At 61.5% G+C, this 23,244-nt stretch carries 19 protein-coding genes and 1 pseudogene; 4 read left to right on the top strand and 16 right to left on the bottom strand.

From position 1 onward, the window contains the following. Positions 1-32: 32 nt before the first annotated feature. Complete coding sequence (locus ACFOW7_RS19355; RefSeq protein ID WP_378167507.1) at positions 33-1,760, bottom strand: TRAP transporter large permease; 1,728 nt, start codon at positions 1,758-1,760, stop codon at positions 33-35. Continuing rightward, positions 1,757-2,299, bottom strand: coding sequence for a TRAP transporter small permease subunit (locus ACFOW7_RS19350; RefSeq protein WP_378167505.1), 543 nt, complete (start codon positions 2,297-2,299; stop codon positions 1,757-1,759). The genes ACFOW7_RS19355 and ACFOW7_RS19350 overlap by 4 nt, the downstream gene beginning before the upstream one ends. 194 nt (positions 2,300-2,493) lie before the next feature. Here ACFOW7_RS19350 and ACFOW7_RS19345 point away from each other — a divergent pair, with 194 nt between their 5' ends. Both ACFOW7_RS19345 and ACFOW7_RS19340 read left to right on the top strand, forming a co-directional pair. Continuing rightward, positions 2,494-3,234 (top strand): VOC family protein, encoded by a 741-nt coding sequence (locus tag ACFOW7_RS19345; RefSeq protein ID WP_378167503.1) that lies wholly within the window; start codon positions 2,494-2,496, stop codon positions 3,232-3,234. A 465-nt stretch (positions 3,235-3,699) separates the two neighbouring features. Next, positions 3,700-3,978 carry a hypothetical protein gene (locus ACFOW7_RS19340; RefSeq protein ID WP_378167501.1) on the top strand — a complete coding sequence of 93 codons (279 nt, stop codon included), beginning with the start codon at positions 3,700-3,702 and terminating at the stop codon, positions 3,976-3,978. Positions 3,979-4,020: 42 nt separating this feature from the next. On the opposite strand, the gene ACFOW7_RS19335 is transcribed toward ACFOW7_RS19340, so the two are convergent. From ACFOW7_RS19335 to ACFOW7_RS19300, 8 genes are all read right to left on the bottom strand, one after another. Further along, complete coding sequence (locus tag ACFOW7_RS19335; RefSeq protein WP_378167499.1) at positions 4,021-4,218, bottom strand: hypothetical protein; 198 nt, start codon at positions 4,216-4,218, stop codon at positions 4,021-4,023. 127 nt (positions 4,219-4,345) lie between these two features. Further along, the gene (locus ACFOW7_RS19330) at positions 4,346-4,897 is read right to left on the bottom strand and encodes a DUF2799 domain-containing protein (protein WP_378167497.1); all 552 of its coding nucleotides are present in this window, start codon (positions 4,895-4,897) and stop codon (positions 4,346-4,348) included. Between the two features lie 409 nt (positions 4,898-5,306). Continuing rightward, positions 5,307-6,524, bottom strand: coding sequence for an argininosuccinate synthase (locus ACFOW7_RS19325; RefSeq protein ID WP_378167495.1), 1,218 nt, complete (start codon positions 6,522-6,524; stop codon positions 5,307-5,309). Between the two features lie 36 nt (positions 6,525-6,560). Next, positions 6,561-6,935: a 5-carboxymethyl-2-hydroxymuconate Delta-isomerase gene (locus tag ACFOW7_RS19320; protein WP_378167493.1), complete on the bottom strand. Its 375-nt coding sequence runs from the start codon at positions 6,933-6,935 to the stop codon at positions 6,561-6,563. Between the two features lie 105 nt (positions 6,936-7,040). Further along, entirely contained in the window at positions 7,041-7,436 is a 396-nt protein-coding gene (locus ACFOW7_RS19315; protein WP_378167491.1) for a VOC family protein, read from the bottom strand. A 77-nt stretch (positions 7,437-7,513) separates the two neighbouring features. Next, positions 7,514-8,434, bottom strand: coding sequence for an ornithine carbamoyltransferase (argF, locus tag ACFOW7_RS19310; RefSeq protein ID WP_378167489.1), 921 nt, complete (start codon positions 8,432-8,434; stop codon positions 7,514-7,516). 215 nt (positions 8,435-8,649) lie between these two features. After that, positions 8,650-10,464, bottom strand: coding sequence for a diguanylate cyclase (locus tag ACFOW7_RS19305; protein ID WP_378167487.1), 1,815 nt, complete (start codon positions 10,462-10,464; stop codon positions 8,650-8,652). Further along, the gene (locus ACFOW7_RS19300) at positions 10,465-12,432 is read right to left on the bottom strand and encodes an aminotransferase class I/II-fold pyridoxal phosphate-dependent enzyme (RefSeq protein WP_378167484.1); all 1,968 of its coding nucleotides are present in this window, start codon (positions 12,430-12,432) and stop codon (positions 10,465-10,467) included. Positions 12,433-12,555: 123 nt separating this feature from the next. On the opposite strand from ACFOW7_RS19300, the pseudogene ACFOW7_RS19295 reads away from it, so the two are divergent. Continuing rightward, positions 12,556-12,843, top strand: a pseudogene (locus ACFOW7_RS19295) (DUF3579 domain-containing protein); the annotation flags it as partial. A gap of 91 nt (positions 12,844-12,934) precedes the next feature. Here ACFOW7_RS19295 and ACFOW7_RS19290 read toward each other — a convergent pair. The 6 genes from ACFOW7_RS19290 to ACFOW7_RS19265 form a co-directional block, all read right to left on the bottom strand. Continuing rightward, complete coding sequence (locus ACFOW7_RS19290; RefSeq protein WP_378167482.1) at positions 12,935-14,992, bottom strand: Ig-like domain-containing protein; 2,058 nt, start codon at positions 14,990-14,992, stop codon at positions 12,935-12,937. Between the two features lie 675 nt (positions 14,993-15,667). Continuing rightward, positions 15,668-16,228 carry a hypothetical protein gene (locus tag ACFOW7_RS19285; protein ID WP_378167480.1) on the bottom strand — a complete coding sequence of 187 codons (561 nt, stop codon included), beginning with the start codon at positions 16,226-16,228 and terminating at the stop codon, positions 15,668-15,670. Further along, positions 16,225-17,238 (bottom strand): AAA family ATPase, encoded by a 1,014-nt coding sequence (locus tag ACFOW7_RS19280; RefSeq protein ID WP_378167478.1) that lies wholly within the window; start codon positions 17,236-17,238, stop codon positions 16,225-16,227. Before ACFOW7_RS19280 ends, ACFOW7_RS19285 begins: the two co-directional genes overlap by 4 nt. Before the next feature lie 39 nt (positions 17,239-17,277). Beyond that, positions 17,278-18,801, bottom strand: coding sequence for a 4-hydroxy-3-polyprenylbenzoate decarboxylase (gene ubiD, locus ACFOW7_RS19275; protein ID WP_378167475.1), 1,524 nt, complete (start codon positions 18,799-18,801; stop codon positions 17,278-17,280). 49 nt (positions 18,802-18,850) lie between these two features. Continuing rightward, complete coding sequence (dacB, locus tag ACFOW7_RS19270; protein WP_378167471.1) at positions 18,851-20,305, bottom strand: D-alanyl-D-alanine carboxypeptidase/D-alanyl-D-alanine endopeptidase; 1,455 nt, start codon at positions 20,303-20,305, stop codon at positions 18,851-18,853. After that, on the bottom strand, positions 20,295-22,292 hold the full coding sequence (locus tag ACFOW7_RS19265) for a CAP domain-containing protein (protein ID WP_378167469.1): 1,998 nt from the start codon (positions 22,290-22,292) through the stop codon (positions 20,295-20,297). Before ACFOW7_RS19265 ends, dacB begins: the two co-directional genes overlap by 11 nt. Before the next feature lie 321 nt (positions 22,293-22,613). Between ACFOW7_RS19265 and ACFOW7_RS19260 the strand changes: the two genes are divergently transcribed. Then, a complete protein-coding gene (locus tag ACFOW7_RS19260; RefSeq protein ID WP_378167467.1) occupies positions 22,614-23,183 on the top strand; it encodes a hypothetical protein in 570 nt (189 codons plus the stop codon). The last annotated feature ends 61 nt before the right edge of the window (positions 23,184-23,244 follow it).

Below are 23,244 nucleotides of genomic sequence, written 5' to 3'. Positions count from 1 at the left end.
CACCAGCCGCCGGCACGCGGTTATGGCTCGTGTCAGGGCTTGCTTGCCTGTTCAAGCAGGGCCGCCGGGTCCTCCGCCGGTGGCGCCTCAGGTGTTGCAGGACTTACCGGGTCGGGAGCGGTTGCCGGGTCCACCCCCATCTGGCGCAACAGGTCGGCACTGTCGCTATCGCCCTCAGGGCCTGTGGGATCGGACTGCAGCCTCTCCAGCATCTCGCTCGGGTTCTCCAAGGCAGGTGGCGCCTTATCGAGGAAGTGGGTGACAAGTTCGGGGAAGGCGATGACCGCACCGACCATCACGATCTGGATCAATACAAACGGCACGGCTCCCCAATAGATATCGATGCTGCGAATCTCCTTGGGCGCCACGCTCTTCAGGTAGAACAGGGCAAAGCCGAACGGCGGATGCAGGAAGGAAGTCTGCATATTGACGCCAAGCATCACGCCAAACCAGATCGGGTTGATGCCAAGCTTGATCGCCACCGGCATCAGCAGCGGCACGATAATGAAGGAAATCTCGAAGAAATCGAGGAAGAAGGCCAATACGAAGATCAGGATATTGACCACCACCAGGAAGCCAACCACCCCGCCCGGCAGGCCATCGAACAGATGCTCAACCCAGACATCACCTTCAAGACCGATGAACGCAATCCGGAACACCCGGGCGCCGATCAGGATAAACACCACAAAGGTGGTCAGCTTCAAGGTACTGTCCATGGCCTGGCGCATCAGACCCAGATTCAGCCGACGCTTGAGCATGGCCATAATCACAGCGCCAACCGCTCCCATCGCGCCACCTTCGGTCGGGGTGGCCACGCCGATATAGATCGTGCCCAGCACCACGAAGATCAGCGCCAGTGGCGGCACCAGCACAAATGTCACCCGCTCGGCCACGCTCGACATCAGCTTGAGCCGCAACAGCCGGTGAACAAAGGCGATCACCCAGGCGGCCACCGTGGCCGACCCCATGCCGATCACCACCTTGGAATCGGTAGCCGTGTCGGCATCGGCAATCTGCCCGATGGCAAACCAGCCCACAGCCACCGACAGCGCTAACACTACCAACAGCGAAGGCAACCCGTTCGAGCCGTCAGGCTCGCGCAGATTGCGCGCCTCAGGCGGCAAGGCCGGGGCGGCAGCGGGCTTGAAGATCGTGACCAGGAACACGAACAGCGCATAACAGGCCACCAGCAGCAGGCCCGGCACCATGGCGCCCTTGTACATATCGCCGACCGACACGCTCATCTGGTCAGCCAGCACGATCAGCACCAGCGAGGGCGGAATAATCTGGGCCAGGGTGCCCGAGGCGGCGATCACCCCGGAAGCCAGACGCTTGTCGTAACCGTAGCGCAGCATGATCGGCAGGGAGATCAGCCCCATCGAGATCACCGACGCCGCCACCACCCCGGTGGTCGCAGCCAGGAGCGCCCCGACAAAGATCACGGCATAGGCCAGGCCACCGCGCACCCGGCCAAACAGCTGGCCGACGGTTTCCAGCATGTCCTCGGCCATGCCGGAGCGTTCCAGCACCAGCCCCATAAAGGTAAAGAACGGGATCGCCATCAGCGTCTCGTTGCGCATGATGTCGAACACCTGCTGCGGCAGCGCCTGCAGCAGTTCGACCGGCATCAGACCGGCCTGGATGCCGATCAGCGCAAACAGCAGGCCGACTGCGGAGAGGGAGAACGCCACCGGATAACCCAGCAGCAGAAAGATGATCAGTGCGCCGAACATCAAGGGCGCGAGCACGCCGTGGTTCATGGCTGACCTCCGGCGGCAGGTTGAGCGGGATCAGCAATGCGGCCTTGCAGAAAGGCAATCCGCTTCACGATTTCCGACAGGGCTTGCAGAATCAGCAGAGCGAAACCGATCGGTATCAGCCACCATACCGGCCAGCGGATCAGCCCACCCGGATCGCTCGACGCTTCCTGGCTCACATACATCTGCACCGCCACCGGCCAGACGTAGTAGCTCACGGCGATGGCCATCGGCAGCAGGAACAACAGGCCCCCCGCGATATCGACCATCGCTTGCCGACGTGGACTCAACCGGCTCAGCAGCAGGTCGATGCGGATATGTTCGTTGTGTTTCAGGGTATAAGCGGCGCCGAGCAGGAAGACGGCAGAGAAGAGGTACCACTGGATTTCCAACCAGGCGTTGGAACTAAGCCCGAACAGCTTGCGGCTCAAGGCATTACCGGAACTGATCAATACGCAGACCAATACCAGCCATTTAGCGAACTGCCCGACGCGTTCGTTGAGCGCGTCGATCCAGCCCGCCAGGCGGAGTAGAAACGACATTGCTTATCCCCTCGTGTGTTACTTTTTATTGCAGACACCGCTTGTGGAGCGATCCTGGAAGACGACCATAACACAAGCCAGTGCCAGTCGATAAGCGGCTCAGCTACGGGTTTTCCACAATCGGCGTGCTTGCGTCGATCAGGAGGCTCCGCTATGCCGATAGAACCACCGCCGCCGGTCGCGAAAGTATCCGTATGAGCTATCTGCCTGGGAAATTCGTCTGGTTCGATCACATCGGTCCAGCCCCTGAAACGAGCGAACGCTTCTATGAAGCACTGTTTGGCTGGCGCACCGAGGTGCTGGCGGAAGGCTACCGGATGATCCTCAACGGCCAAGACGCCATCGGCGCGCTGCGCAGCGCCTCGGCCGGTCATCCGGCCTACTGGCTCGGCTATCTGGCGGTCGATGATGTCGATGACTGCTGCGCCGCCGTCAACAGCGCCGGCGGCACGGTGTCGATGCCACCGACTGACTTCCCTCCGCTTGGTCGTGCCGCGCTGGTCGCCGACCCCCAGGGACTGACCTTATCGCTATGGTGCTCGTGCCAGGGCGACCGGCCCGATGCGGCCAATGTGTCCTGCGGTGACTGGTATTGGAATGAACTGCTGCTACCCGACCCCGATCGGGCACTGGCTTTCTACCGCCAGGCTTTTGGCTACGACCACGACAGCATGGCGACCGATAACGGTCGCTATTACGTGCTGAAACGCGGAGGACAAGGCCGGGTCGGATTGACCCGACTCAACCCAGGCCAAGCCCAGCCGCACTGCCTGCCTTATGTCCGCGTCGCGGACTGCCACGCCAGTACAACCCTGGCAAGTCGTCTCGATGCCCGGGTCGATGTACCGCCGACCGATGTACCAGGCGTCGGCCGCTTTGCCGTCCTGACCGACCCCGAGGGCGCACCGCTGGGGCTGCTGCAAGGAAATCATTGAGCAGTCGCCACAGCCCATTCTCCTTCAATTTGGCGTCAAAAAACCGTTCTCCAGTGCCACCCGAACGCCCAGAGAAAGCCCCATTTTTCGGCTCGTCCACTGGTTCAGAGAAGCGCTATCAACTGTCCACTCTGCACCCGTCTGACCAGCCTGCCTCCAACAAAAACCCATCAATAAATCTCCTGCATTCTATCTTTAATAGAAATACCGCAATCACGTCAGAAATATAAAAATATATGCAATATTCATTGCAAATATTTAAGCGGTTTTTATTTATAAATAAATCTTTCAAGCCTGATATGACACTAGCAGTATCCGCCCGAGCAATTAGATAGGATAGTTATTGGAATACGAAGAGGGGGAAGAAGGCAGCCGACGAAGTTCCAACCGTTCGTCAACTGAGTCAAACCGGCATGACGGCACCATTGTCCAATTGTCTCCCGCTTTGCTGACTAGGAGACCATCATGCAATCGCTGAAACGCCAGGTCGGTTGGTATAACGGCATGTTGTTGCTGACGCTGGTATTTGCCGTGGTGCTGTTTGTGTCGCAGCCGTGGATTCCGTTGCTGCTGGCCGGATCGCTGGCCTTGGCCTTGCTGGTGGGGTCGCTGGTCTATCTGTCCAAGTTGATCCAGCAAGCCAAGGATGAACATCATCCGCATCACTGGGTACTCAAACCGATCAGCAAGGATTTGCGCCCGATTCCTTATCACCAGCACGGGCCGTTGCCGCCGCTGGTCTGATCAGGCCAATCCCGACCGGGCAGTTTGCCCGGTCGCACGATTTCATTGGCCTTCGTTGCGCCGACGTCGTCGACCGCTCTGTGGGGTGGGGGTAGCGAGGATGGGGGCGGGAGGAGTGGCCTGCTTGCTGAATGGATCCAACTCGCTGGTGAGTTGCCCCATTTCCTGGGCTCGGTAAGCAGCCGCCACCAGATCGAAACCCAGTTCGCGCCTTATCTGTCTTTCACGTTCGCATGTCATGGCTGGCCTCCATTCCCATCGCGTCCGCCTGGTTCCAATATCGACCTTCAGCAGCTGTGCTGTGGTTCCTCGGACAAACGGTCGGTGGACGTCTAGCCTCTACGCAGCAGTTGCCGTGCCCAGTTTGTCAGTGATGCAACACCAGGCGGCTGCGCAGCAGCGACAGATCGAGCAATACGGCATGGCGCCGCCGTTCCAGCTCACGTCGCTCGCGTGACAGACGGTGCTTTTCCTTATCGTCCTTGCTTTGGCGGTAGGCATCTTCGAGCCGATCGATATCGCGGCCGAGCCGGCGCACTTCATGATCGAGCCGGTCGACCTGCTGGGCCAGCTCATACACCACCCGGCCGCGCTCGTATTCGCGCAGAAACGCCGAAGCCGTCTCGGCCGGGCAGACGCCCTGGTAGCTGCTGCCCGAGCGGCCTTCGCGGTAGCCGTTCTCGGGCAGGCAATAGCTGCGCAATCCGCGTTCGCGGCCGCTCTGGTAGTCGCCGATATCGGGCAGGACCGCGTATTTATTACATGCTTCAGCATAACTGCCGATCCGGTCGGGCCGGCCATTGCGGCCGTCGCGTTCACCGATGCCGTACCAGTCGCCGACCCGGCATTCCGATTCCGACAAGGCGGCGCAGCCGCCCAACAAAGCCGGCAGCAAGGCTGAAACGATCAGTGCTTTCATAGCTGCGCTCCCGCAAGATTCAAGGCGCAACTGTAGCGTCCACGGGCTAAATCGAGGCTGAACGGAACAGCTTGCCCAGCAGAGGAAACAGCAAATTCTTGCAAAAATCAATTTTTAGGAAAAACGTCTGCAAGCCAAGGCAGGCAATAGAAGCCAAGATAAAATATTTTTACATTTTCCTTACTACACCACCCATAAAAACCGGCCCTTGAAAGGGCCGGCCTTTTATCTACTGCCACAGACTCCCACACCCTCGCAGCCGGACAGAGCTGCCAGGCCGCACGGCCGAGCGCATTTCCGGACAATTCGGCGTCAGCGTGTCGGGACCCGAAGGTGCGAAAGCCTCGTCCTCAACGAGTTTTCGTGCCGACTCCGATTTGAACGGGAATGCACCAAGCGGCTGCCCGCATCAGCCGCGCTTGGCCGAAGCAATCCGCAGCCGCAGCGCGTTGAGCTTGATAAAGCCTTCGGCATCCTTCTGGTTGTAGGCGCCGCCGTCGTCGTCGAAGGTGGCGATGGTCTGGTCGAACAGCGAATCCTTCGAATCGCGGCTGACCACCTGAACGCTGCCCTTGTACAACTTGAGTCGCACCCAACCGTTGACGAACTGCTGGGTCTGGTCAATCAGTGCTTGGATGGCCCGACGCTCGGGGCTCCACCAGTAGCCGTTGTAGATCAGCTCGGCATAGCGCGGCATCAGCTCATCCTTGAGGTGGGCCGAACCACGGTCGAGCGTGATCGATTCGATGCCACGGTGGGCCTTGAGCAGAATCGTGCCGCCCGGGGTTTCGTAGCAGCCGCGCGACTTCATGCCGACATAGCGGTTCTCCACCAGATCGAGCCGGCCGATACCATGGCGGCCGCCGATCTCGTTGAGCCTGGCCAGCATCTCATGCGGTGCCAGACGCACGCCGTCGAGGGCTACCGGGTCGCCGCGCTCGAATTCGAGATCGAGGTACTGCGGCGCATCGGGCGCGGCTTCGGGACTCACCGTCCAGCGCCACATCGACTCCTCAGCCTCGGCCTTGGGGTCTTCGAGATGGCGGCCTTCGTAGGAGATATGCAGCAGATTGGCATCCATCGAATACGGCGCCCCTCCCTGCTTGTGCTTCATCTCGATCGGAATGCCGGCCGACTCGGCATAGGCCAGCAGCTTTTCACGACTCAGCAGGTCCCACTCGCGCCACGGCGCAATCACCTTGATACCCGGACGCAGCGCGTAATAGCCCAGCTCGAACCGCACCTGATCGTTGCCCTTGCCGGTCGCCCCGTGGCTGACGGTATCGGCGCCGACCTGGTTGGCGATCTCGATCTGCCGCTTGGCGATCAGCGGCCGGGCGATCGAGGTGCCGAGCAGGTATTCGCCTTCGTAAATGGTATTGGCGCGGAACATCGGGAACACGAAGTCACGCACGAATTCCTCGCGCAGATCATCGATAAAGATGTTCTCGGGCTTGATGCCCAGTTGCAGCGCCTTCTGGCGGGCCGGTTCCAGCTCCTCTCCCTGGCCGATATCGGCGGTGAAAGTGACCACCTCGCAGCGGTAGTTGTCTTGCAGCCACTTGAGGATGACCGAGGTATCCAGGCCGCCGGAATAGGCGAGCACGACTTTCTTGCTATCGGACATGGTATGAACCTTGACGCAGTGGGGAAGGAAACAGGGCTAGTGCGACACCGATGACACCAGCTTGTCGTAGGCGTCGCTGCGGATATCGATGATTTCCAGACAAAGCTGGAACTCCAGGCCGATCAGCGAACGCGGGTAGTGCGCCGCCAGAATGGGCTTCATCGCCGCCAGCGCGCGGCGCTTGAACTCGGTCTTGCGCCGGTCGAGCAGATAGAGTTTCAGATGGGCAAAGCCATGACGCGGATGGCCGTCGCCGACACGCCAGTCATGGCATTTGATCGCACGGCTTTTGATCTCGTTGAGATGGACATCGCCCAGATTGACCAGGGCCGCGTGCAATTGGGCAAACAGGGCCTGGAAATCGACGGGATCGGGCAGGTTGTCGCTGTATTCGAGAACGATATGGGGCATGGATGGCTAGGGAAGAGGCGTTGAACGGACACGCCCGCAGCTGGATTCCGGCACAACACGCCCCCGGCGGCGGGAATACCGCGCAGCCGGGGGCGCCAGGCCAAGCTATTCGGGCTCGTGGCAGACGGCCTCGATATTATGCCCATCGGGATCGAGCACGAAAGCGCCGTAGTAGTGCGGATGGTATTCCGGGCGCAGGCCGGGCTTACCGTTGTCGCGGCCGCCGACCTTGAGCGCCGCCTGATAGAACGCCTCGACCCCGGCCCGATTCTTGACGCGGAAGGCAATATGCAAGCTGCCACAAGTGACCGGCCGCGCGGCGCTCGAACCGCCCAGCCAGAAATCGGCATGTTCGACCCCGAAACCGATCAGCGGCACGAGGCCGGTATCGCGAGCCGTCATTTCATGCAGGGGTTTATAGCCAATCGCGCCCAGTACCGCGCGGTAGAACAGTTTGGATCGTTCGAAATCGCTGGCATAGATGCCCAGGTGGTCTAACATCGTACTCCTCCTGAATCTGAGTCGACGCGACGGCGCCGCGCCAAAGGGTGGTCAGATTTCAGTATATAATCAATTGTTTAGTCGTCTACCCGTCCCAGCAGTAAATACTCCACCAGCGCCTTTTGCACATGCATGCGATTCTCGGCCTCGTCCCACACCACCGACTGCGGACCGTCGAGCACATCGGGGTCGACCTCCTCACCCCGATGCGCCGGCAGACAGTGCATGAACACCGCGCCGGGCGCCGCGCGGCGCATCAGGTCGCTGCTGACCTTATAGTTCAGGAAGTCAACGCGCCGTTGCAGGCTTTCACGCTCGAAGCCCATCGATACGCAGACATCGGTGGACACCACATCGGCGCCGACGATCGCTTCAAGCGGGTCATTGGTCTGGAAGAAATGTTCGGGGCCGTAATGCTGGCCGTCGAGAATCTTCATCTCATAGCCGGGCGGGCAGGCCAGCCGGAATTGAAAATCGAACATCCGCGCCGCCTGCAACCAGGTACGCGAGATATTGTTGCTGTCGCCGATCCAGGCCACCCGCCGGCCGGCGATGCTGCCGAACTTCTCCACATAGGTGAACAGATCGGCGAGGATCTGGCACGGATGGTATTCATTGGTCAGGCCATTGATCACCGGTACCGATGAGTAGGCGGCAAAGGTATCGATGATCTGCTGCTCGTAAGTGCGCAGCATGATCACATCGACCATTCGGCTCATCACCCGGCCCACGTCTTCGATCGGTTCACCCCGGCCAAGCTGGGTGTCCTTGGAATTGATGAACATCGCATGGCCGCCCAACTGGTTCATGCCGGCTTCGAACGACACCCGGGTGCGGGTCGAGGTCTTTTCGAAAATCATCGCCAGCGTCTTGCCGACCAGCGGCCGGTAGCTGATGCCTCGGCGGTGACGTTCCTTCAGCACGGCGGAGCGATCGAGCAGGTATTGCAGTTCATCGCGACTGAAATCAGCAAACTGAAGGAAATGTTTGACGCTCATGGCGGGCCTCAGCAGGCGGTAATCGATGCAGGAAGGATCGAGATTGACCGAAGGTAGCCCAGGCGGTCAAGCAGGATTTTCGCCAATGCGACATGATTTTTCACCCCAGCGACATTCACCGCCTAGGGCCCGTCAAAAGAAAATGGGCCAGAAATAAAATTTTCGGCCCACTCACTGCGAGATTTAGTAACTGTTATAAACAAAATTTCAAAAATCTACCATTCGACTACCGCCAGCTTGGCCTCGACGATCTCAATCCGGTTGCGCCCATTGTCCTTGGCCCGATACAGCGCCTGGTCCGCGGCCCGCAAAAGGCTGTCGGGGTCGTTGCCATCGCGTGGATACTCGGCCACCCCGGCCGAGAAGCTCAGCCGCTCGACTGTCTGTCCTGCCAGCTCGACCCGCACGGCGCGGAAGCGCTCGAGCAGATCGCTGACCCGGGCGATGGCCGCTGCCACGTCGATATCGGCCAGCACCAGGCAGAATTCCTCGCCGCCATAGCGGCAGGCAAAGTCACTGCCCCGGATATTGGCACGCAGCAAGGTGGCCAGCTCGATCAGCACCTGATCGCCCATCGGATGGCCGTAGGTATCGTTGACTGCCTTGAAATGGTCGACATCGATCAGCACCACGCATAGCCGGTAGTGACGTCGTTCGGCCAGCCGCAGCTCGCTGTGGAGCTCGTTCTGCAAATAGCGCCGGTTGAACAGGTCGGTCAGCGGATCGCGGATCGCCTGCTCGCGCAGTTGGCTTTGCAGCGCTTCGATCTCGGCCATCCGTCGTTGCAGTTCCAGATTGAGCGCCTCCAGATCGCGCCGTGCACGTTCGGCCTCGGCCTGCTTGAGCAGGGCGAAATCGCGTTCGCGTTCGGCTTCGAGCAATTCGTGTTCGATCCGGGTACTTTGCAGACGCACCCGGGTGGCACTGCCCTGTGACTGCTGTTGCAGTTCGCGGTGCAAGTCGAGATAGACAAAGGCTTCCTGCCAGCGCTCGAGCGTCGACAGGGTCTGGGCCAGTTCGAGATAGATCTGGATCGGATAGTAGAGGTCGTTCAAGCCGCCCACATGAAGCTCGGCCTGGCGCAAGGCCGCCAGCGCCGCCTCGGCATTGCCCAGGCCGCGCTCGACCAGACCGCTGACCCACCAGGCATGGGCCTGTAGCCGCCGGTCACCACACGCCTTGGCATCGACCAGCGCCAGTGAGGCGTGTTGGCGCGCCCGTTCCCAGTCGCCGCGCACGGCAAAGGTATGGGCGGCGATGGCCTGGAAAAATGCCTGATCGCCACGGGCGGCATGACGGCGCTCGGCGGGACGCTCAAGGTAAGCAGCCACCGTCTCGAATGCCGCCTCGGTCGCGCCCATCGCCAGCTGGCACATCGCCAGATTGCCCGCCACCAGCGGCGCCAGCGCATCGAGCCGCTCGGTCTGCATCCGATCAAAGCTCTCGCTCAGGAAACGGATGGCATCCTGATAGTTGCCAGCGTCATGCTGGCAGGAGCCGAGATTGGACAGCACCAGCGCAAGCTGAGGCCCGAAGCGGTGCTCACGCGCCAGCGACAGCGCCTGATAGAAATGGCGCAGCCCGGTTTCCTGCTGACCGGCCTCGGCTGCCGCCGTGCCCAGCGCATTGGCGATCAGAAAGCGGTCGGTGGCAGTCCCGGTCTGCTCAGCCTCGGCCGCCAGCTCGAGAAAGCGCACATAGGCGCTTTCCGCATCCTGCCGGGACGCTTCGATCACGGCCAGGCCGTAATCGAGCTGGAGCAAGGCACGGCGGTTGTCCAGCTCCAGCAGCAGTGGCCGCAACTCGACCAGCATCTGCCGGGCCGGCTCGGACTCGCCATAGCGCAGTTCGCAGTAAGCCAGGCACAGGCTGGCTTCAGCCAGTGCCGCACGGTCGTAACGCAGCAATGCCTGATCGCGGGCCTGGACTGCCAGGGTCCGGGCCAGATCGGGATCGATATATTGCTGCCGCCATGCCTCCTCGATCAGCGCCGCGATCTGCTCGCGGTCGTATTCGGCCACTGCACTCATCTAGACGTTCGCCAACTGACGGCAGCGCTCGTCAAGCGGCAGCAATTGCCCCGCCTCGGCTTCGGTCAACATCCGGATACAAGGCAACCAGCCGTCGTAGACCACCCCGTGCAGTTCGACCTGCTTCTGACTGCGCAGCAGATTGACCAGATAGCTGATGATCTCCGGGGTAATCACCTGCCCCGGCACCAGTACCGGAATCCCGGGCGGATAAGGCACGATCTGGTCAGCCGAGATACGACCGGCCAGCTTCTGGTTGACCGCATCGGCTTCGTCGAGCAGCGGAGTCAGTTCGCCGCCGCAGTAGAAGGCGTCGCGCGGCAGAAAGGCGAGCTTGGTGAAATGCGGCACTTCGGGCGTGCGGTAGATGCGGCGCGGCGCCCGGCCCTCGCGCGAAATCCGCATCAGGGCGTCGTAGAGGCGCGATACCTTGCTGCGGGTGGTGCCGATGGTCAGCAGCAGGGTGATGGTATTGAAGGTCGATTTCTCGATCTGGATATTGAAGCGCTCGAACAGCAGCTTTTGCAGCTCGTCCACCGTATAGCCCGAGGCCGAGATATCGACGGTGAGCTTGGTCGGGTCGAGCTGCACGCCGTCGCTCTTGACGGCTTCGGGCAGCAGATCGTTCAGTTCGAGCACCCGGAAGACGCCGGTCGAGTTGATCAGCTCCTTGGTTTCCTGGGCAAGCTGCAAGGTGCGGTCGAGCAGCTTGTAGCCTTCCATGCTCATCTGGCGCCGTGCCACGTCCAGGCTCGCGATCATGCTGTATTGCGGGCTGGTCGAGGTATGCATGTTGTAGTTCTCGCGGAACACATGCTCGTTGAAGTCGGGGTCGTTGACATGAATCATCGACGCCTGCGAGAAGGCCGACATCACCTTGTGGGTCGACTGGGTCGCATAGTCGGCGCCAGCCTCGAGCGCCGTCGGTCGGAAAGCCGGATGGAAACGGGCGTGGCCATACCAGGCTTCATCAATAATGACTTTGATGCCGTGTTGATGAGCCGCTTCGATAATCGGCCGCAGGTCGTAGCGCAGACCGTCGTAGGTGCAGGAAGTCAGAATGATGGCGCGCGCATCGGAATGCGCTTCGATCGCCTTGAAGATGGTGGCCTTGGGCACCGGGCCGAACAGGCCGTATTCGGTATTGGTGCTCGAATCGAGATAGATCGGCACCGCGCCCGAGATCACCACGCCGTGATGGACCGATTTATGGCAGTTGCGATCGAGCAGCAGCTTGTCGCCCGGCGCGATCAAGGTTTGCAGGATCACCTTGTTGGCCGTCGAGGTGCCATTGGTGGCAAAGAAGGTGCGGCGGGCGCCGAAGGCTTTGGCCGCCACCTGCTGCGCCTCTTCGATGATGCCGGTCGGATGGAGCAGCGAATCGAGCATGGGCACCGACACCGACAGGTCACCCCGGAAGATATGCTCGCCCATGAAGTGATAGAAATCCTCGGCCCACGGGCTGCCACGCAAGCTGTCGCCCGAGCTGTGGCCCGGGGTGTGCCAGGCGTCCTTGGCCATGAACACATATTGCTTGAGCTGGTCGTAGAACGGCGTACGGGCGCGTTCCTGGAGTTGGGCGTTCAGGATGCGATACCAGCCCGGGTAGTCGCGCTCCTCACGATAGAAGTAGCCGTCGACGGCTTCGTTCGAAAGCACATCGACGATGGTGCTTTCGCTGTCCTGGGCGATCAGCACGTAGACATCGAGCTCGGGGCGCAGATCATGAATGGTATGGATCAGCTCCAGCGCCGACATCTGTAAGGCAGGGCGGCCATTGCGGCGGCCTTTGCCGGGAGTCTGGGTCAGGTTGTAGGTCTTATCGTCGACGATCACTGCCTGGATATCGCCATATTCGCGAATGGCAGTGATCGCTTCTTCAGCGGTGGCAACGCCTAGAAACGAGATACCGAAAGGGTTTTCAAGTTGTTTGGCCGCCGTGCTCAAGCCCTTACACAACTCTTTCAATACCAGTTTCTCGTCGTTTATCAGTAAAATGCGACTTGTCGGTTTTTGCATGGTCTCCCTCACCCTGCGGCGGGATCGCCGCCGAGAACGCGACAAGGATAATCCAAGCCCCACCCAAGCGCGATGATTTGTAACCCGTACGAGATCATAATCCAGGGCCTGACCAAGAACGGACGCGAATTCCGCCCGTCCGACTGGGCAGAGCGCCTCTCCGGCATCCTGTCTACTTTTGGCCACGACCAAAAGCTGTCCTACGCCCCCTATGTCCGGCCCATGGTGATGGAAAACATCCGCTGTGTGGCCGTCGACAAACAACTAGAAAAGATCGACCCCCGTGTCTTCAGCTTCCTGATGAGCTTTGCCCGCGATAACGACCTGCGGGTCGTCGATTGCCGGCAACTGCTCGACGAGTACTACCCCAATAAGCTGCTGGGCTGACGCCCGCCGCCGCTAAAACAAAAGCCCGACCAAGCGGTCGGGCTTTTGGCGTTGGCAAGCGTTGTTACGGATCGACCAGATTCACCGTCGCGGTCGCCGTGCCACCACGACCGTCGGAGATCGTGTAGGTGAAGCGATCGGCCAAAAACACTCCCTTGGGCCGGTACAGCACACGGTTGCCGACGATGCTGACCGTGCCGGTAGCGTTGGCAGGCTGGGTCACGGCCGTAATGGTCAGGCTGTCGCCATCGGGGTCTTCATCATTGCCCAGCACATCGAGCGCCGTTTCGCTCAGACCGCCCACATAGAACATATCGGTGCGGGCAATCGGCGCACGGTTGGCCTGGTTCTGGCTGACCGTCACGGTGACGGTGGCCGTGGCCGTGAGGCCATGGATGTCGCGGACCACATAGCTGAAGCTGTCCGGACCCTGATAGCCGGTCGGTGCCTGATAGCGCACCCGGTCGCCCACAATGCTGAGCGTGCCCCGGCCGCCGCTCACCGACACCAGGGTCAGTGCATCGCCATCGGGGTCGCTGTCGTTGGCCAGTACCGCCATATCGAGGCTGGCGCCGCTGTCCACGCCATAGGCATCGGGTCGGGCCAGGGGGCCGCGATTGAGGAATTCGCGCCGGCTGACGCTGCTGCTGCTTTCCTCGGCCGAGCGATAGACATCAACCGCCTGCTTATGCCGCACGGTATGGTGCAGGGCGCGCCGCATCCACACCGGTTCCTGTTCGATCACTTCGGTACGCCAGCTCACCACGGGCTGCTGCCGGCCCACGGTCTTGGTTTCGGGCACCAGCGTCTCTTCGACCCGTTCGGTGAAGGTGACGAACTCCAGCTCGACTCGGCGGTTCTTGTGCCGCTCTGCCTTGGTGGCCGGATATTTGGGTTCGCTCTCGCCCTTGCCTTCGACCACGATGCGCTCGACCGGCACGGCCGCCTGGGCCACCAGATAGTCACGCACGGCCTCGGCGCGGCGCTGCGACAGCTTGAGGTTGTAGGACTCGGTACCCAGGTCGCAGGTATGGCCAACCAGGCGGATATTGCCTTCGTAGGCGCCCTGCTTGAGCGTTGCGGCAATCTGGTCGAGTTCGGCGCGGGCGGCGTCGGTCAGGCTTGCCCGGTCGTACTCGAAGAAGGCATCGGCCGACATGCTGGCCGTGGTCTTGACGATCTTCTTCTCGACGCGCTGGCTCTCGGCAACACCGGTGACTTCACTGGTGGCTTCGCCCGCCGGCATCTCCACCCGCACTTGACGGGTCAGCTTCTCGGGCCGGTAGGACTTGCCGAATTCATAGCGATAGACCAGCGCGGCGCGATGGTCATCGCGCTTGGTCTCGAAACGACCCGATTTGCGGAACGCTTCGAGCCGCAGCGCCAGGCTATGCGGCGTGCCACTGAAGAATTTCTCGGCTTCGAACGAGGCGGTGGTCTGATGGCTGTTCTGACGGCCCCATTCATAATCGAGACCACCGGTCAGGCGCAGCCCACTGTCTTCGAGATGGCGACCGGCTCTGAGGCCGATGCCGTAATCGTAGGCGCGCTCGAAATAGCGGGTGACCGTGGTGGTAGTGATGGTGTCGCGGTAGGCACGGCCGGCTTCGCTGCCATCGACGGTATCGACCCGCTCGCTTTGCCAGCGGCCGGTTTCGCGCCGGCCGGTAAAGCCACGGCTCAGATAGGCGGCGCCAAACCAGTCGGGGCGCTCCAGACCGAAGCCCAGTGTCACCTTGCGATCTTCGTCGCGGTTCTGGTCCACGGCCAGGAAGAATTTGCGCACCATGGCGTCGCGGTCGGCAGCGCCACTGGCGTTCTGAGGCAGCAGATGGTAGTGCAGCGACAGGCCGCCGGCCGAGTTGCCGAACCAGCCTTCGGCAATCCAGGCGTCGCGCTCGCTCTCGCCGAGAATCTGATACAGCTCGCCGCGCAACTTGCCATGGCGCTCGACGCCAATGCCGATGCGGGTGCCGCTGCCGACATACTGCAATACGCCGGAAGCCTGGGGTTCGGTGGTGCCGGCCGGGGCAGTCGGCGCAGCGGGAGTATCGGCCGACACCGCGTTGGCCAGCAACGCGGCACACAGGGCCGAAATGGGCAGGGAAGAACGGTAGGTCATGATGCTTTCACGGGCCGGTTGTTATTCAAATTGATGGCTTGATGCGGCTATCAAGCGCGGGCGAATCATAGCAGCCGCTTTGGACTTCAGGACGACAGCCTCGGTCCAGGCAAAACGGCTCAGATCCAGCTATGCGTCTGAAGCATATATCCGCAAAACCAGCGCAAGAAATGGCTTGGCGCTCTGGACAGAATCCATGCAATAAATGCATACCTAACCGCGACAATCTCCACAGCTCACGCTTCCCCCCCCAAGAGACTACTCTCCGCCATCCGGTTCGGCGGAGTCGAAGCGGGGCAAGACGCATTGAGCAAACGGGAAAGGGAAGTGACCGCGCGGCATCACGGCTGACGCTGGGGTGAACGGGCTGAGCATGGCGGTTCTGTTCGGTTTTTATCCGAGCCAAACCTCAGCAAGCCTCGTTCCTGAGCCAATAGGAAACTTGGCGTCAGCAAACCGGTCTTGAGCACGGCTTAAGCAGGGCAAACCATGGTAAGACCGGGCATCAGCACTGCAAAAATTGCTCGAAGCGAGTCTGTTGAGAAGCTATTACAGGCTGATCGATGGAAAGGCAATGCATTCCGTCATTTAGCGCTTTGGACAATCTTTCTAACGCTGCTACCAGTAGATTGGCTCAACCGAGCCGCAAGGGCTCGTGCGTCTACTTATTCAGGTTTAGGCAACCGCGCCGCGAGGTTTGAGAAGTCCCTGGCGTTCGGCGTTCTGGTCATTAAGGACCAGCACTGCCGGAGGCTTCAACCCCCATAACCGAATACAGGGATTGAGTGCTTTTTCCAGCGCATCTTTCAAAGGCGGCAGCCAGGCATCTTGGTGGCCTCGAATGACCAGAATCAGACGAATCTTGATATTCTGCCAGTCAATATTATGAAACCCGACCGGCAGTTCATCCTCAGCCTGATGGCGACCCAGGCGAATGGAAACCGCGAGGGTCAGCGCGTTAGCTAGCTTGTCACGGATTTCACCGATGTATTCATCAAAACTCTGCTTGCTTGCCGGGCGTGGACTGCTGGACTTGGCCTCAATGATCCACAGGCTCGGCGTCTCGCTCTTCGCTTGCCGCAGCAACAAGAATTCCGCCATCTTGACACCACTGCCAATGTGCCGGAAAACTCGACTGGTCTCGATACGGAAACAGAGTTCTTCGGGATAAGGGCCGAAGCACATGCCCGATTCTTCGATTTCCACCAACTCGCCCGTGCTCTCTTCCGGCGTCATTTCAGCGCCAACTCCACTTCTTCCTTATAAAGCCGGATCGACTCGTCAATGATAGGGTTGTCCGGCATCCCATCCTTCAAGTCATGACTGACCCAGTTCATCTCATCGGCATTGATCACCGGGATCGACCAGCCTTTTTCCTGGGCAATCAGGAACAGTTTCTTGACCACGAAGTAGGAATGGCTGGCCAGAACAAACTGAATTCCCCGCTCTGCCAACATGGCGACGATATTCAACAGTTCGGAAATAGCACTTGGATGTAGCGCCGATTCTGGCTCATCGATCAAAACGATAGAGTTGGCATCGAGATAGCGATTGCCCAGTAAGGTATCGAGGATGGCAATCTTCTTGACACCTTCAGCGGTAACGCCGATCGGAAATTTGTGACGACCTTTATTGAACTGCCAGCGCCCTACCTGTTCGTCGTATTCCACCACCCCGCCGACAATTTCCTCCAGGCGGCGACGCGACTGAGCGAATTCAGGGTAATTCCTGCCCTGCCGGGTTGGCAGCCTCAGGGCGCGGGCCAGATCTAGATAAGTATCGTCAAAACCGAAAACTTTATCCTGCTCACGGGACTTCAGGATGATCTGGTGTAGCGACAGCACTTCCTTTGCCGGCAAGAAGATGGAATTGCTAGTACGGGGCGGCACTTCATTTTCCAACGACGAGATCTGTTTGCTGGTATCGCGACCAAAACCGTAGCTAAAGCGTTGGCGATTGAATTCCAATTTAAAGGTCAAGGAAGAGTCGGCACCCTTACTGACCAGGTCGCCAATCTTTTCCGATTGGAAGGTCCAGTACAGCTTATCAGCCAGAATCTCAGCCGCTGTGCGTTGATCATCGCCACGCCGGTATTCCTCTATCGTTCTCAAGGCGGCATAGATTGCCTTGAGCAGAAAGGTCTTACCGCTGCCGTTGCTGCCGATCACCAGATTGATACGCCCGAGTCCCGCCCAGCGGCAATCCCGCAGTGGGCCAAAATTCTTAAGTTCAATGCTGTCTATCATCACAAGACCTTTCTTAAAGAACGAATCGCCCCATCATGGCTACCACCCCAACTCCTTCCACAACGCATCGACCCGCGCCTTAGCCGCCGCATCATGGCTGATCGGCACGCCCCATTCGCGCTGGGTTTCGCCGGGCCATTTATTGGTGGCGTCGAGCCCCATCTTCGAGCCCAGGCCCGATACCGGTGAAGCGAAATCGAGGTAGTCGATGGGCGTGCTGTCCACCAGGACCGTGTCGCGACTGGGGTCCATCCGGGTGGTGATGGCCCAGATCACTTCGTTCCAGTCGCGGGCATCGACATCGTCGTCCACCACCACGATGAATTTGGTGTACATGAACTGACGCAGAAAGGACCAGACACCGAACATCACCCGCTTGGCGTGGCCGGCGTAGGCTTTTTTCATGCTGACGATGGCCATCCGATAGGAACAGCCCTCGGGTGGCAGGTAGAAATCGACGATCTCGGGAAACTGCTTTTGCAGGATGGGCACGAAGACTTCGTTGAGCGCCACGCCCAGCACGGCCGGCTCATCGGGCGGCTTGCCGGTATAGGTCGAGTGATAGATCGGATCGGGCCGCGAAGTGATGCGGTCGACCTGGAACACCGGAAACCAGTCCTGCTCGTTGTAGTAGCCCGTATGGTCGCCATACGGACCTTCGAGCGCATGCAGATAGCCGCCACTTTCCTTGAGCGGCACGCCGGCTTCGCTATGACCGCTGAAGCCCGGCGGAGCGGTCGGGATATGACCCTCGAGCACGATTTCCGCCGTGGCCGGCACTTGCAGCGTATTGCCCAGGCACTGGACCAGCTCGGTCTTGGCACCGCGCAGCAGGCCGGCGAACTGGTACTCGGACAGACTGTCGGGCACCGGGGTCACGGCGCCCAGGATGGTGGCGGGGTCACAGCCCAGCACCACCGAGATCGGGAACGGCTGGCCCGGCTGCGCCAGCGCGTGTTCACGAAAATCGAGCGCGCCGCCGCGATGGGCCAGCCAACGCATGATCAGCTGGTTGCGACCGATCAGTTGCTGGCGGTAGATGCCCAGATTCTGCCGCGGCTTGTGCGGACCGCGCGTCACCACCAAGCCCCAGGTAATCAAGGGCGCCACGTCGCCGGGCCAGCAATGCTGGATGGGAATCCGGCCCAGATCGACCGCGGTGCCTTCCACCACCTTTTCCTGACACGGGGCGCTGCGCACGGTCTTGGGGGCCATATTGAGCACCTGCTTGAGCAGCGGCCATTTCTCCCAGGCATCGCGCAGGCCCTTGGGCGGCTCGGGCTCCTTGAGATAGGCGAGCAATCGGCCGATCTCGCGCAGCGCCCCGACTTCGTCGGCACCCATGCCGAGCGCCACCCGGCGCGGCGTGCCAAATAGATTGCCCAGCACCGGCATCTGGTAGCCCGGCACATTGCCAAACAGGATGGCCGGGCCACCTGCCCGCAGCACCCGGTCGCACAGCTCGGTCATTTCCAGCCGGGGCGACACCGGTGCATCGAGGCGGCGCAGCTCGCCCAGGGTTTCCAACTGCGCCATAAAGTCGCGCAGATCGCGGTATTTCATCGCAGAGCCTTTCTCGGTGGGCGGCCAGCCGCCCGGATCGGCCGGCATTCTAGCCCGGATGGGACGGCGGGTCCTGGTCTGACAAGGTCCAGACCCAACGCAACAGCGCATCGAGCAGTGGCATCGACGCCTCGGCGCGCGGATCGTTGACCAGCGCCACCACGATCCATGGCCGGCCCGTCGCGTCGTGCATCAGGCCGGCCAGCGCCCGCACCTCGTCGAGCGTGCCCGTTTTGAGCCGGCCCTGGCCGGCCAGCGGAGTGCCGTCAAGCCGACGGCGCAAGGTGCCGTCGACGCCCAGCACGGGCAACGCGGCATAGAAGTCATCACCATAGCGATGGGCGCGCGCCACCCGCAGCAACTCGGCCAGATGACGCGGGCTGACCCGCCCCAGCCGGGACAGGCCCGAACCGTTCTCGACCACCAGCTCCGGAAAATCCAGGCCCAGCGAAGCGAGCGCCGCCTGCACCGCCCGCTCGGCCGCCGCAGCGGTGTCAAATCCGGCGGCGTCAGGGTCGATGGCCTGCAAATCGGCGCCGAGGCTCAGATAGAAGGCCCGCGCCATGGTGTTATTGGAGAATTTGAGCAGATCGCGCAACTGGCTGCCCAGCTCGGCCGACTCCCACTCGCCAAGCTGCCGGGCTGCCTCGGGCACCGGCCCCTGCCGCACCGTGCCGGCCACGCTGCCGCCCAGCTCGCGCCACAGGGCCAGCGTCAGCCGGCCGGCAAAGTCGGCATGGTCGAACAGCGCCAGATAGCGCTCGGCCCGGCAATGACGGGGAAACTCGCCGATGAATTCCAGCGCGATCCCGGCGCTGTCTCGGCGGATTTCGGGCCGCTGCCACAAGGTCGGCCAGCGCTCGCACGGCAGATCGACCAGTTGCTGGCGCGACGACACCTGTAAGCCGTCGAGTGGCGGTTCGACCCGTACCGTCACCTGCCCGTCGTCCGATTCGAATTCGAATTTCTGCGCCTTGAAGTTGACCAGCAGCGCATCGCCATCGACATGGTAGGCCCGCTCGGGCTGCTCATCGAAGTTCGCGGCAGGGTCGGCAGACAGGCGATAGCGGCTGCGATCGAGCACCAGGTCGCCAGCGATCCGCTGCACGCCGCGTGCGCGCAACTGGCGCAGCAGCAACCAGAGCTGTTCAAAGGTAAAGCGCGGATCACCGCCGCCTTGCAGATAGAGATTGCCTTCGAGGGTGCCGGCAACGATCGGTCCGTCGCCATAGAGCGTTGTACGCCAGCTGTAGGCCGGACCCAGCCGCTCCAGAGCGGCCAGTCCGGTGATCAGCTTCATGGCCGAGGCCGGATTCATCGCCGCATCGGCCCGATGTTCGAGCCGTGGCGGCCCGCCGGCCAGCGGCCAGACAACCAGGCCCAGCGCCGACTCGGGCAGGCCGGCCGCCTGCCGCGCCGCTTCGACGGGCGGCGGCAGCGCGGCCGCGGCCATGCTGCCCAGGCAGCACAGCAGCAGCCAGCGGGCCAGCCCATCAATAGCCATCGGCCGTGACCTGGCTCATATAGTCGGCCACCCGGCCCACGCCCAGCAGGCCATTGAACTGCGGGCCGTAGACGTAGACCTGGCCGTCCTTGACGCCCAGATAGACGCCATTTGCATAGGCACGCGCCGTATAGCCGAGCAGCGACAGGCTGACGGCGGCCGGATGGAACAGGTCGCGGAACTTGAATTCGGCCCAGTTGAACAGGCGCTCTTCCTCGGCCAATACCGTGCCGTCCACCGTCACCCGCTTGAGCGGTCCCCAGGTGGAGAAATGACCGTACATGCCGGGCCGGGCCTGCAACAGCCGCACTCCGGACGCAGTGGGACGGAACTCGAAGCCATCGCTGCCCGCTTCGGTCGGCGTGCCGCTGTCGGCCACCCGGTCGGCGCCGCTGAGCGAGATATTGTCGAGATACCAGCCGATGCCGCTGTTGGCCTGCGGATAGTAGCTGCCGCTCTCATGGGCATAGCGAAAGCGCAGTTTGATCGTCTGGCCGGCATAAGCCGCGAGCGCCACGCTGCGGCTCTGGAACGATTTTTCGTTGCTGCCGCCCGCCTGCCGATAGACCTCGCTCCAGCTCTTGCCGTCGTCGCCCGACACTTCGACCAGTGCCACTTCGCCGGCCGTGGACAGACCAAGCCGGCTATCGAAACGCAGCGTGGTACTGGCGCTGGGGACCAGCGACTGCTTGAGCGTCAGCGTCTGATTGCTGGCCTGGGTATGCGCCAGATGAAAGGCCGCGGCACCCGAGGCGACCGGGCTGCTGACCACGGCTTCGTAGCCGGCCGAGATCGACACGTCAAAGCGGCTGCTGCCCTGCTCGGCGCCGTCTTCGAGCGAATACGGCTCGACGCTCAGCACGCGCCACTGGTAGCTCGTGGCGCCGGGCACGTTGCCGAAGCGATAGCGGGTGCCCTGGTTGAGCGGGGCATTGGCCGGACCGTCCACCGTGGCCGCCACGCTGTCGGCGCCCACGACGGCCGGGTCGAACACGATCACGCTGTATTCAAAGCGTTTGGCCGCCCCATTGACCAGCACATTGTCGACGGTGACCCGATAGACCGTATCGGCAGCCGGTTTCTGCCAACGTGAGCCATCGCGATAATTGCCGGGCAGCCAGACCAGGGTGTTCTCGCCATAGCCATTGGCCAGCGGTTCGAGCTGGGTGGCCATCGGCTGGCCGTTTTCGGTCATGCTGACCCGGGCGGCCGAGAAATCGGCCTTGGGATAGGACAGCGACCAGCGCGGATAGACGGTCTGATACGGCACATAGCCCTTGGGCGGCCAGGCGACGAAATCGTCGCGCACGGCCGGGCGGACCGACCAGGCGTTGCCGTCCTGCACCCAGAGCGCGTTGGACGACATGCCGGACACCGCCCCATCGACATCGCCCACGCCCATAAAGCGGGTCTGCGGATACAGCACCCAGCGCCGATGGCCGACGGCGCTATTGCCGCCACCGGGGTCGAGGATATAGCCCGAGATGGCACCCGGGCCGAAACTGCCCAGATAGATATTCGATTTGCCTGCCCCTTCGGCGCCGGCTGCGCTATAGCATTTCCAACTGGTCGGCGGGTTATGGCTGAGGCTGCGGTTGGCCGCCATCATCAAGGCGGCCTGCTGGGCCTTCTGGTTGAAGGTGTTGTCGAGTTCGACCGCAGCCGGCAGGCCGGCCATGGCGCGGAACCAGTTGATGCGCCGCTGCATCGCCGCCTTGAACTCGGCCGAGGTATCGCCGGCATGGCAACTGGCCAGATCGCCGCGCCAGCCGCTCGCCACCCCGTCGGAAGCGGCATAGACCGTATTGAAGAACAGCCGCACCGGCTCGCGCGTGGTGGTGTCGAGGCTATAGCCTGCGTCGGCGGCGAAGCGGTTTTGAGTGTGCTCCAGGCCGTCGAGGCTGGTAGGAAATTGGGGGGCCGCCCAGGCAGCAGACAGCGCCAGAGCCAGCGCCGACAGACGCAACAGGGTTTGGGATCGGGACATCAAGGGCCTTTCCAGGACGCAAACGCCCGACTGAGCAGCGCGGGCGCGTTGAATTCGACCACGGCGGGGACGGATCGGGTCTGCCGGGGACAGCGGTGATGGGCGATACAGCCGTTACATTAATTGGATAAAGATCTGCGCAAAATCATTGCAAGCAATGAAGGCATATCCAGTTTATTTGGAACGTTTTATGCAAAACCTGCCAAAAACCTCGTCTCAACAGCAATCAATGCCATAAGCATTATTCCCCAGCGTTTACGCTTCACTCAAGCATTACAAATGTATAGACTGCCGACCATCCTTGCCTGCCCATCTTTTGCCATGTCCTCGCCGCTCCGTCTATTGCTGGTTCTGAGCCTTGTCCTGCCCGGCGTCGAGGCGGCCAAGCCGGCGTGGGTCGAACGTGAGCGGCAGGAAACCGCCTTCGAGATGGCCAGCCGCGCCTGGGAATTTGAACATAACCAGCGTCAGGCCCAGCAACTCGAACAACTCTGCCGCCGGCTGGCCCCGCCCGAGATTGCCCGTCAGATCGAGGCCGAGCGGCAGCATACGCTGACGGCACTGGCTCAGCACTACCCCGATATCGATGCCCGCATCGCCCGGCTGCGCGCCAGGACGCCGCCTGCGGTCAACGAGCGGCTCAGCCAGCGCAGCCAGGCGATGGCCGACAGCCAGCGCGAGTTTCTGCAACGGCTGGAACAGGAGCGCGACTTCAGCAAACAGCAATGCCAGGAGCTGGCCGATACCTGGAAAAGCGAGCGGCTCGAAGGCCGGATGTTGCTGCGGATCGACCGTGAACTGCTGAACAAGCTGTACCGCTTCGATCCGGAGCAACTACAGGCCGCCAGCGTCCCGCCCGCCCCCTCCCGCCGGATACGCTCTTCGCCCTGAGCCGAGCCGAGCCGATCCGGCCGAACCAATCCGATCTGGCCTCGTCAGCGCCATTCACACC

The organism is Chitinimonas lacunae (genome assembly GCF_042650885.1).
In the GTDB taxonomy this organism is placed as follows: domain Bacteria; phylum Pseudomonadota; class Gammaproteobacteria; order Burkholderiales; family Chitinimonadaceae; genus Chitinimonas_A; species Chitinimonas_A lacunae.
Note: the sequence above shows the minus strand (reverse complement) of the source record. Positions and strands in the feature narration are given on the sequence as shown.

Bases quoted from the DNA above. Each gene is read 5' to 3' on its own strand.
- ACFOW7_RS19305 (WP_378167487.1), bottom strand. From the start codon at position 10,464: ATGAGTGCAGTGGCCGAATACGACCGCGAGCAGATCGCGGCGCTGATC.
- ACFOW7_RS19285 (WP_378167480.1), bottom strand. From the start codon at position 16,228: ATGACGCCGGAAGAGAGCACGGGCGAGTTGGTGGAAATCGAAGAATCG.
- ACFOW7_RS19315 (WP_378167491.1), bottom strand. From the start codon at position 7,436: ATGTTAGACCACCTGGGCATCTATGCCAGCGATTTCGAACGATCCAAA.
- ACFOW7_RS19280 (WP_378167478.1), bottom strand. From the start codon at position 17,238: ATGATAGACAGCATTGAACTTAAGAATTTTGGCCCACTGCGGGATTGC.
- ACFOW7_RS19320 (WP_378167493.1), bottom strand. From the start codon at position 6,935: ATGCCCCATATCGTTCTCGAATACAGCGACAACCTGCCCGATCCCGTC.
- ACFOW7_RS19335 (WP_378167499.1), bottom strand. From the start codon at position 4,218: ATGACATGCGAACGTGAAAGACAGATAAGGCGCGAACTGGGTTTCGAT.
- ACFOW7_RS19325 (WP_378167495.1), bottom strand. From the start codon at position 6,524: ATGTCCGATAGCAAGAAAGTCGTGCTCGCCTATTCCGGCGGCCTGGAT.
- ubiD (WP_378167475.1), bottom strand. From the start codon at position 18,801: ATGAAATACCGCGATCTGCGCGACTTTATGGCGCAGTTGGAAACCCTG.
- ACFOW7_RS19290 (WP_378167482.1), bottom strand. From the start codon at position 14,992: ATGACCTACCGTTCTTCCCTGCCCATTTCGGCCCTGTGTGCCGCGTTG.
- ACFOW7_RS19330 (WP_378167497.1), bottom strand. From the start codon at position 4,897: ATGAAAGCACTGATCGTTTCAGCCTTGCTGCCGGCTTTGTTGGGCGGC.
- argF (WP_378167489.1), bottom strand. From the start codon at position 8,434: ATGAGCGTCAAACATTTCCTTCAGTTTGCTGATTTCAGTCGCGATGAA.
- ACFOW7_RS19340 (WP_378167501.1), top strand. From the start codon at position 3,700: ATGCAATCGCTGAAACGCCAGGTCGGTTGGTATAACGGCATGTTGTTG.
- ACFOW7_RS19260 (WP_378167467.1), top strand. From the start codon at position 22,614: ATGTCCTCGCCGCTCCGTCTATTGCTGGTTCTGAGCCTTGTCCTGCCC.
- dacB (WP_378167471.1), bottom strand. From the start codon at position 20,305: ATGGCTATTGATGGGCTGGCCCGCTGGCTGCTGCTGTGCTGCCTGGGC.
- ACFOW7_RS19355 (WP_378167507.1), bottom strand. From the start codon at position 1,760: ATGAACCACGGCGTGCTCGCGCCCTTGATGTTCGGCGCACTGATCATC.
- ACFOW7_RS19345 (WP_378167503.1), top strand. From the start codon at position 2,494: ATGAGCTATCTGCCTGGGAAATTCGTCTGGTTCGATCACATCGGTCCA.
- ACFOW7_RS19265 (WP_378167469.1), bottom strand. From the start codon at position 22,292: ATGTCCCGATCCCAAACCCTGTTGCGTCTGTCGGCGCTGGCTCTGGCG.
- ACFOW7_RS19350 (WP_378167505.1), bottom strand. From the start codon at position 2,299: ATGTCGTTTCTACTCCGCCTGGCGGGCTGGATCGACGCGCTCAACGAA.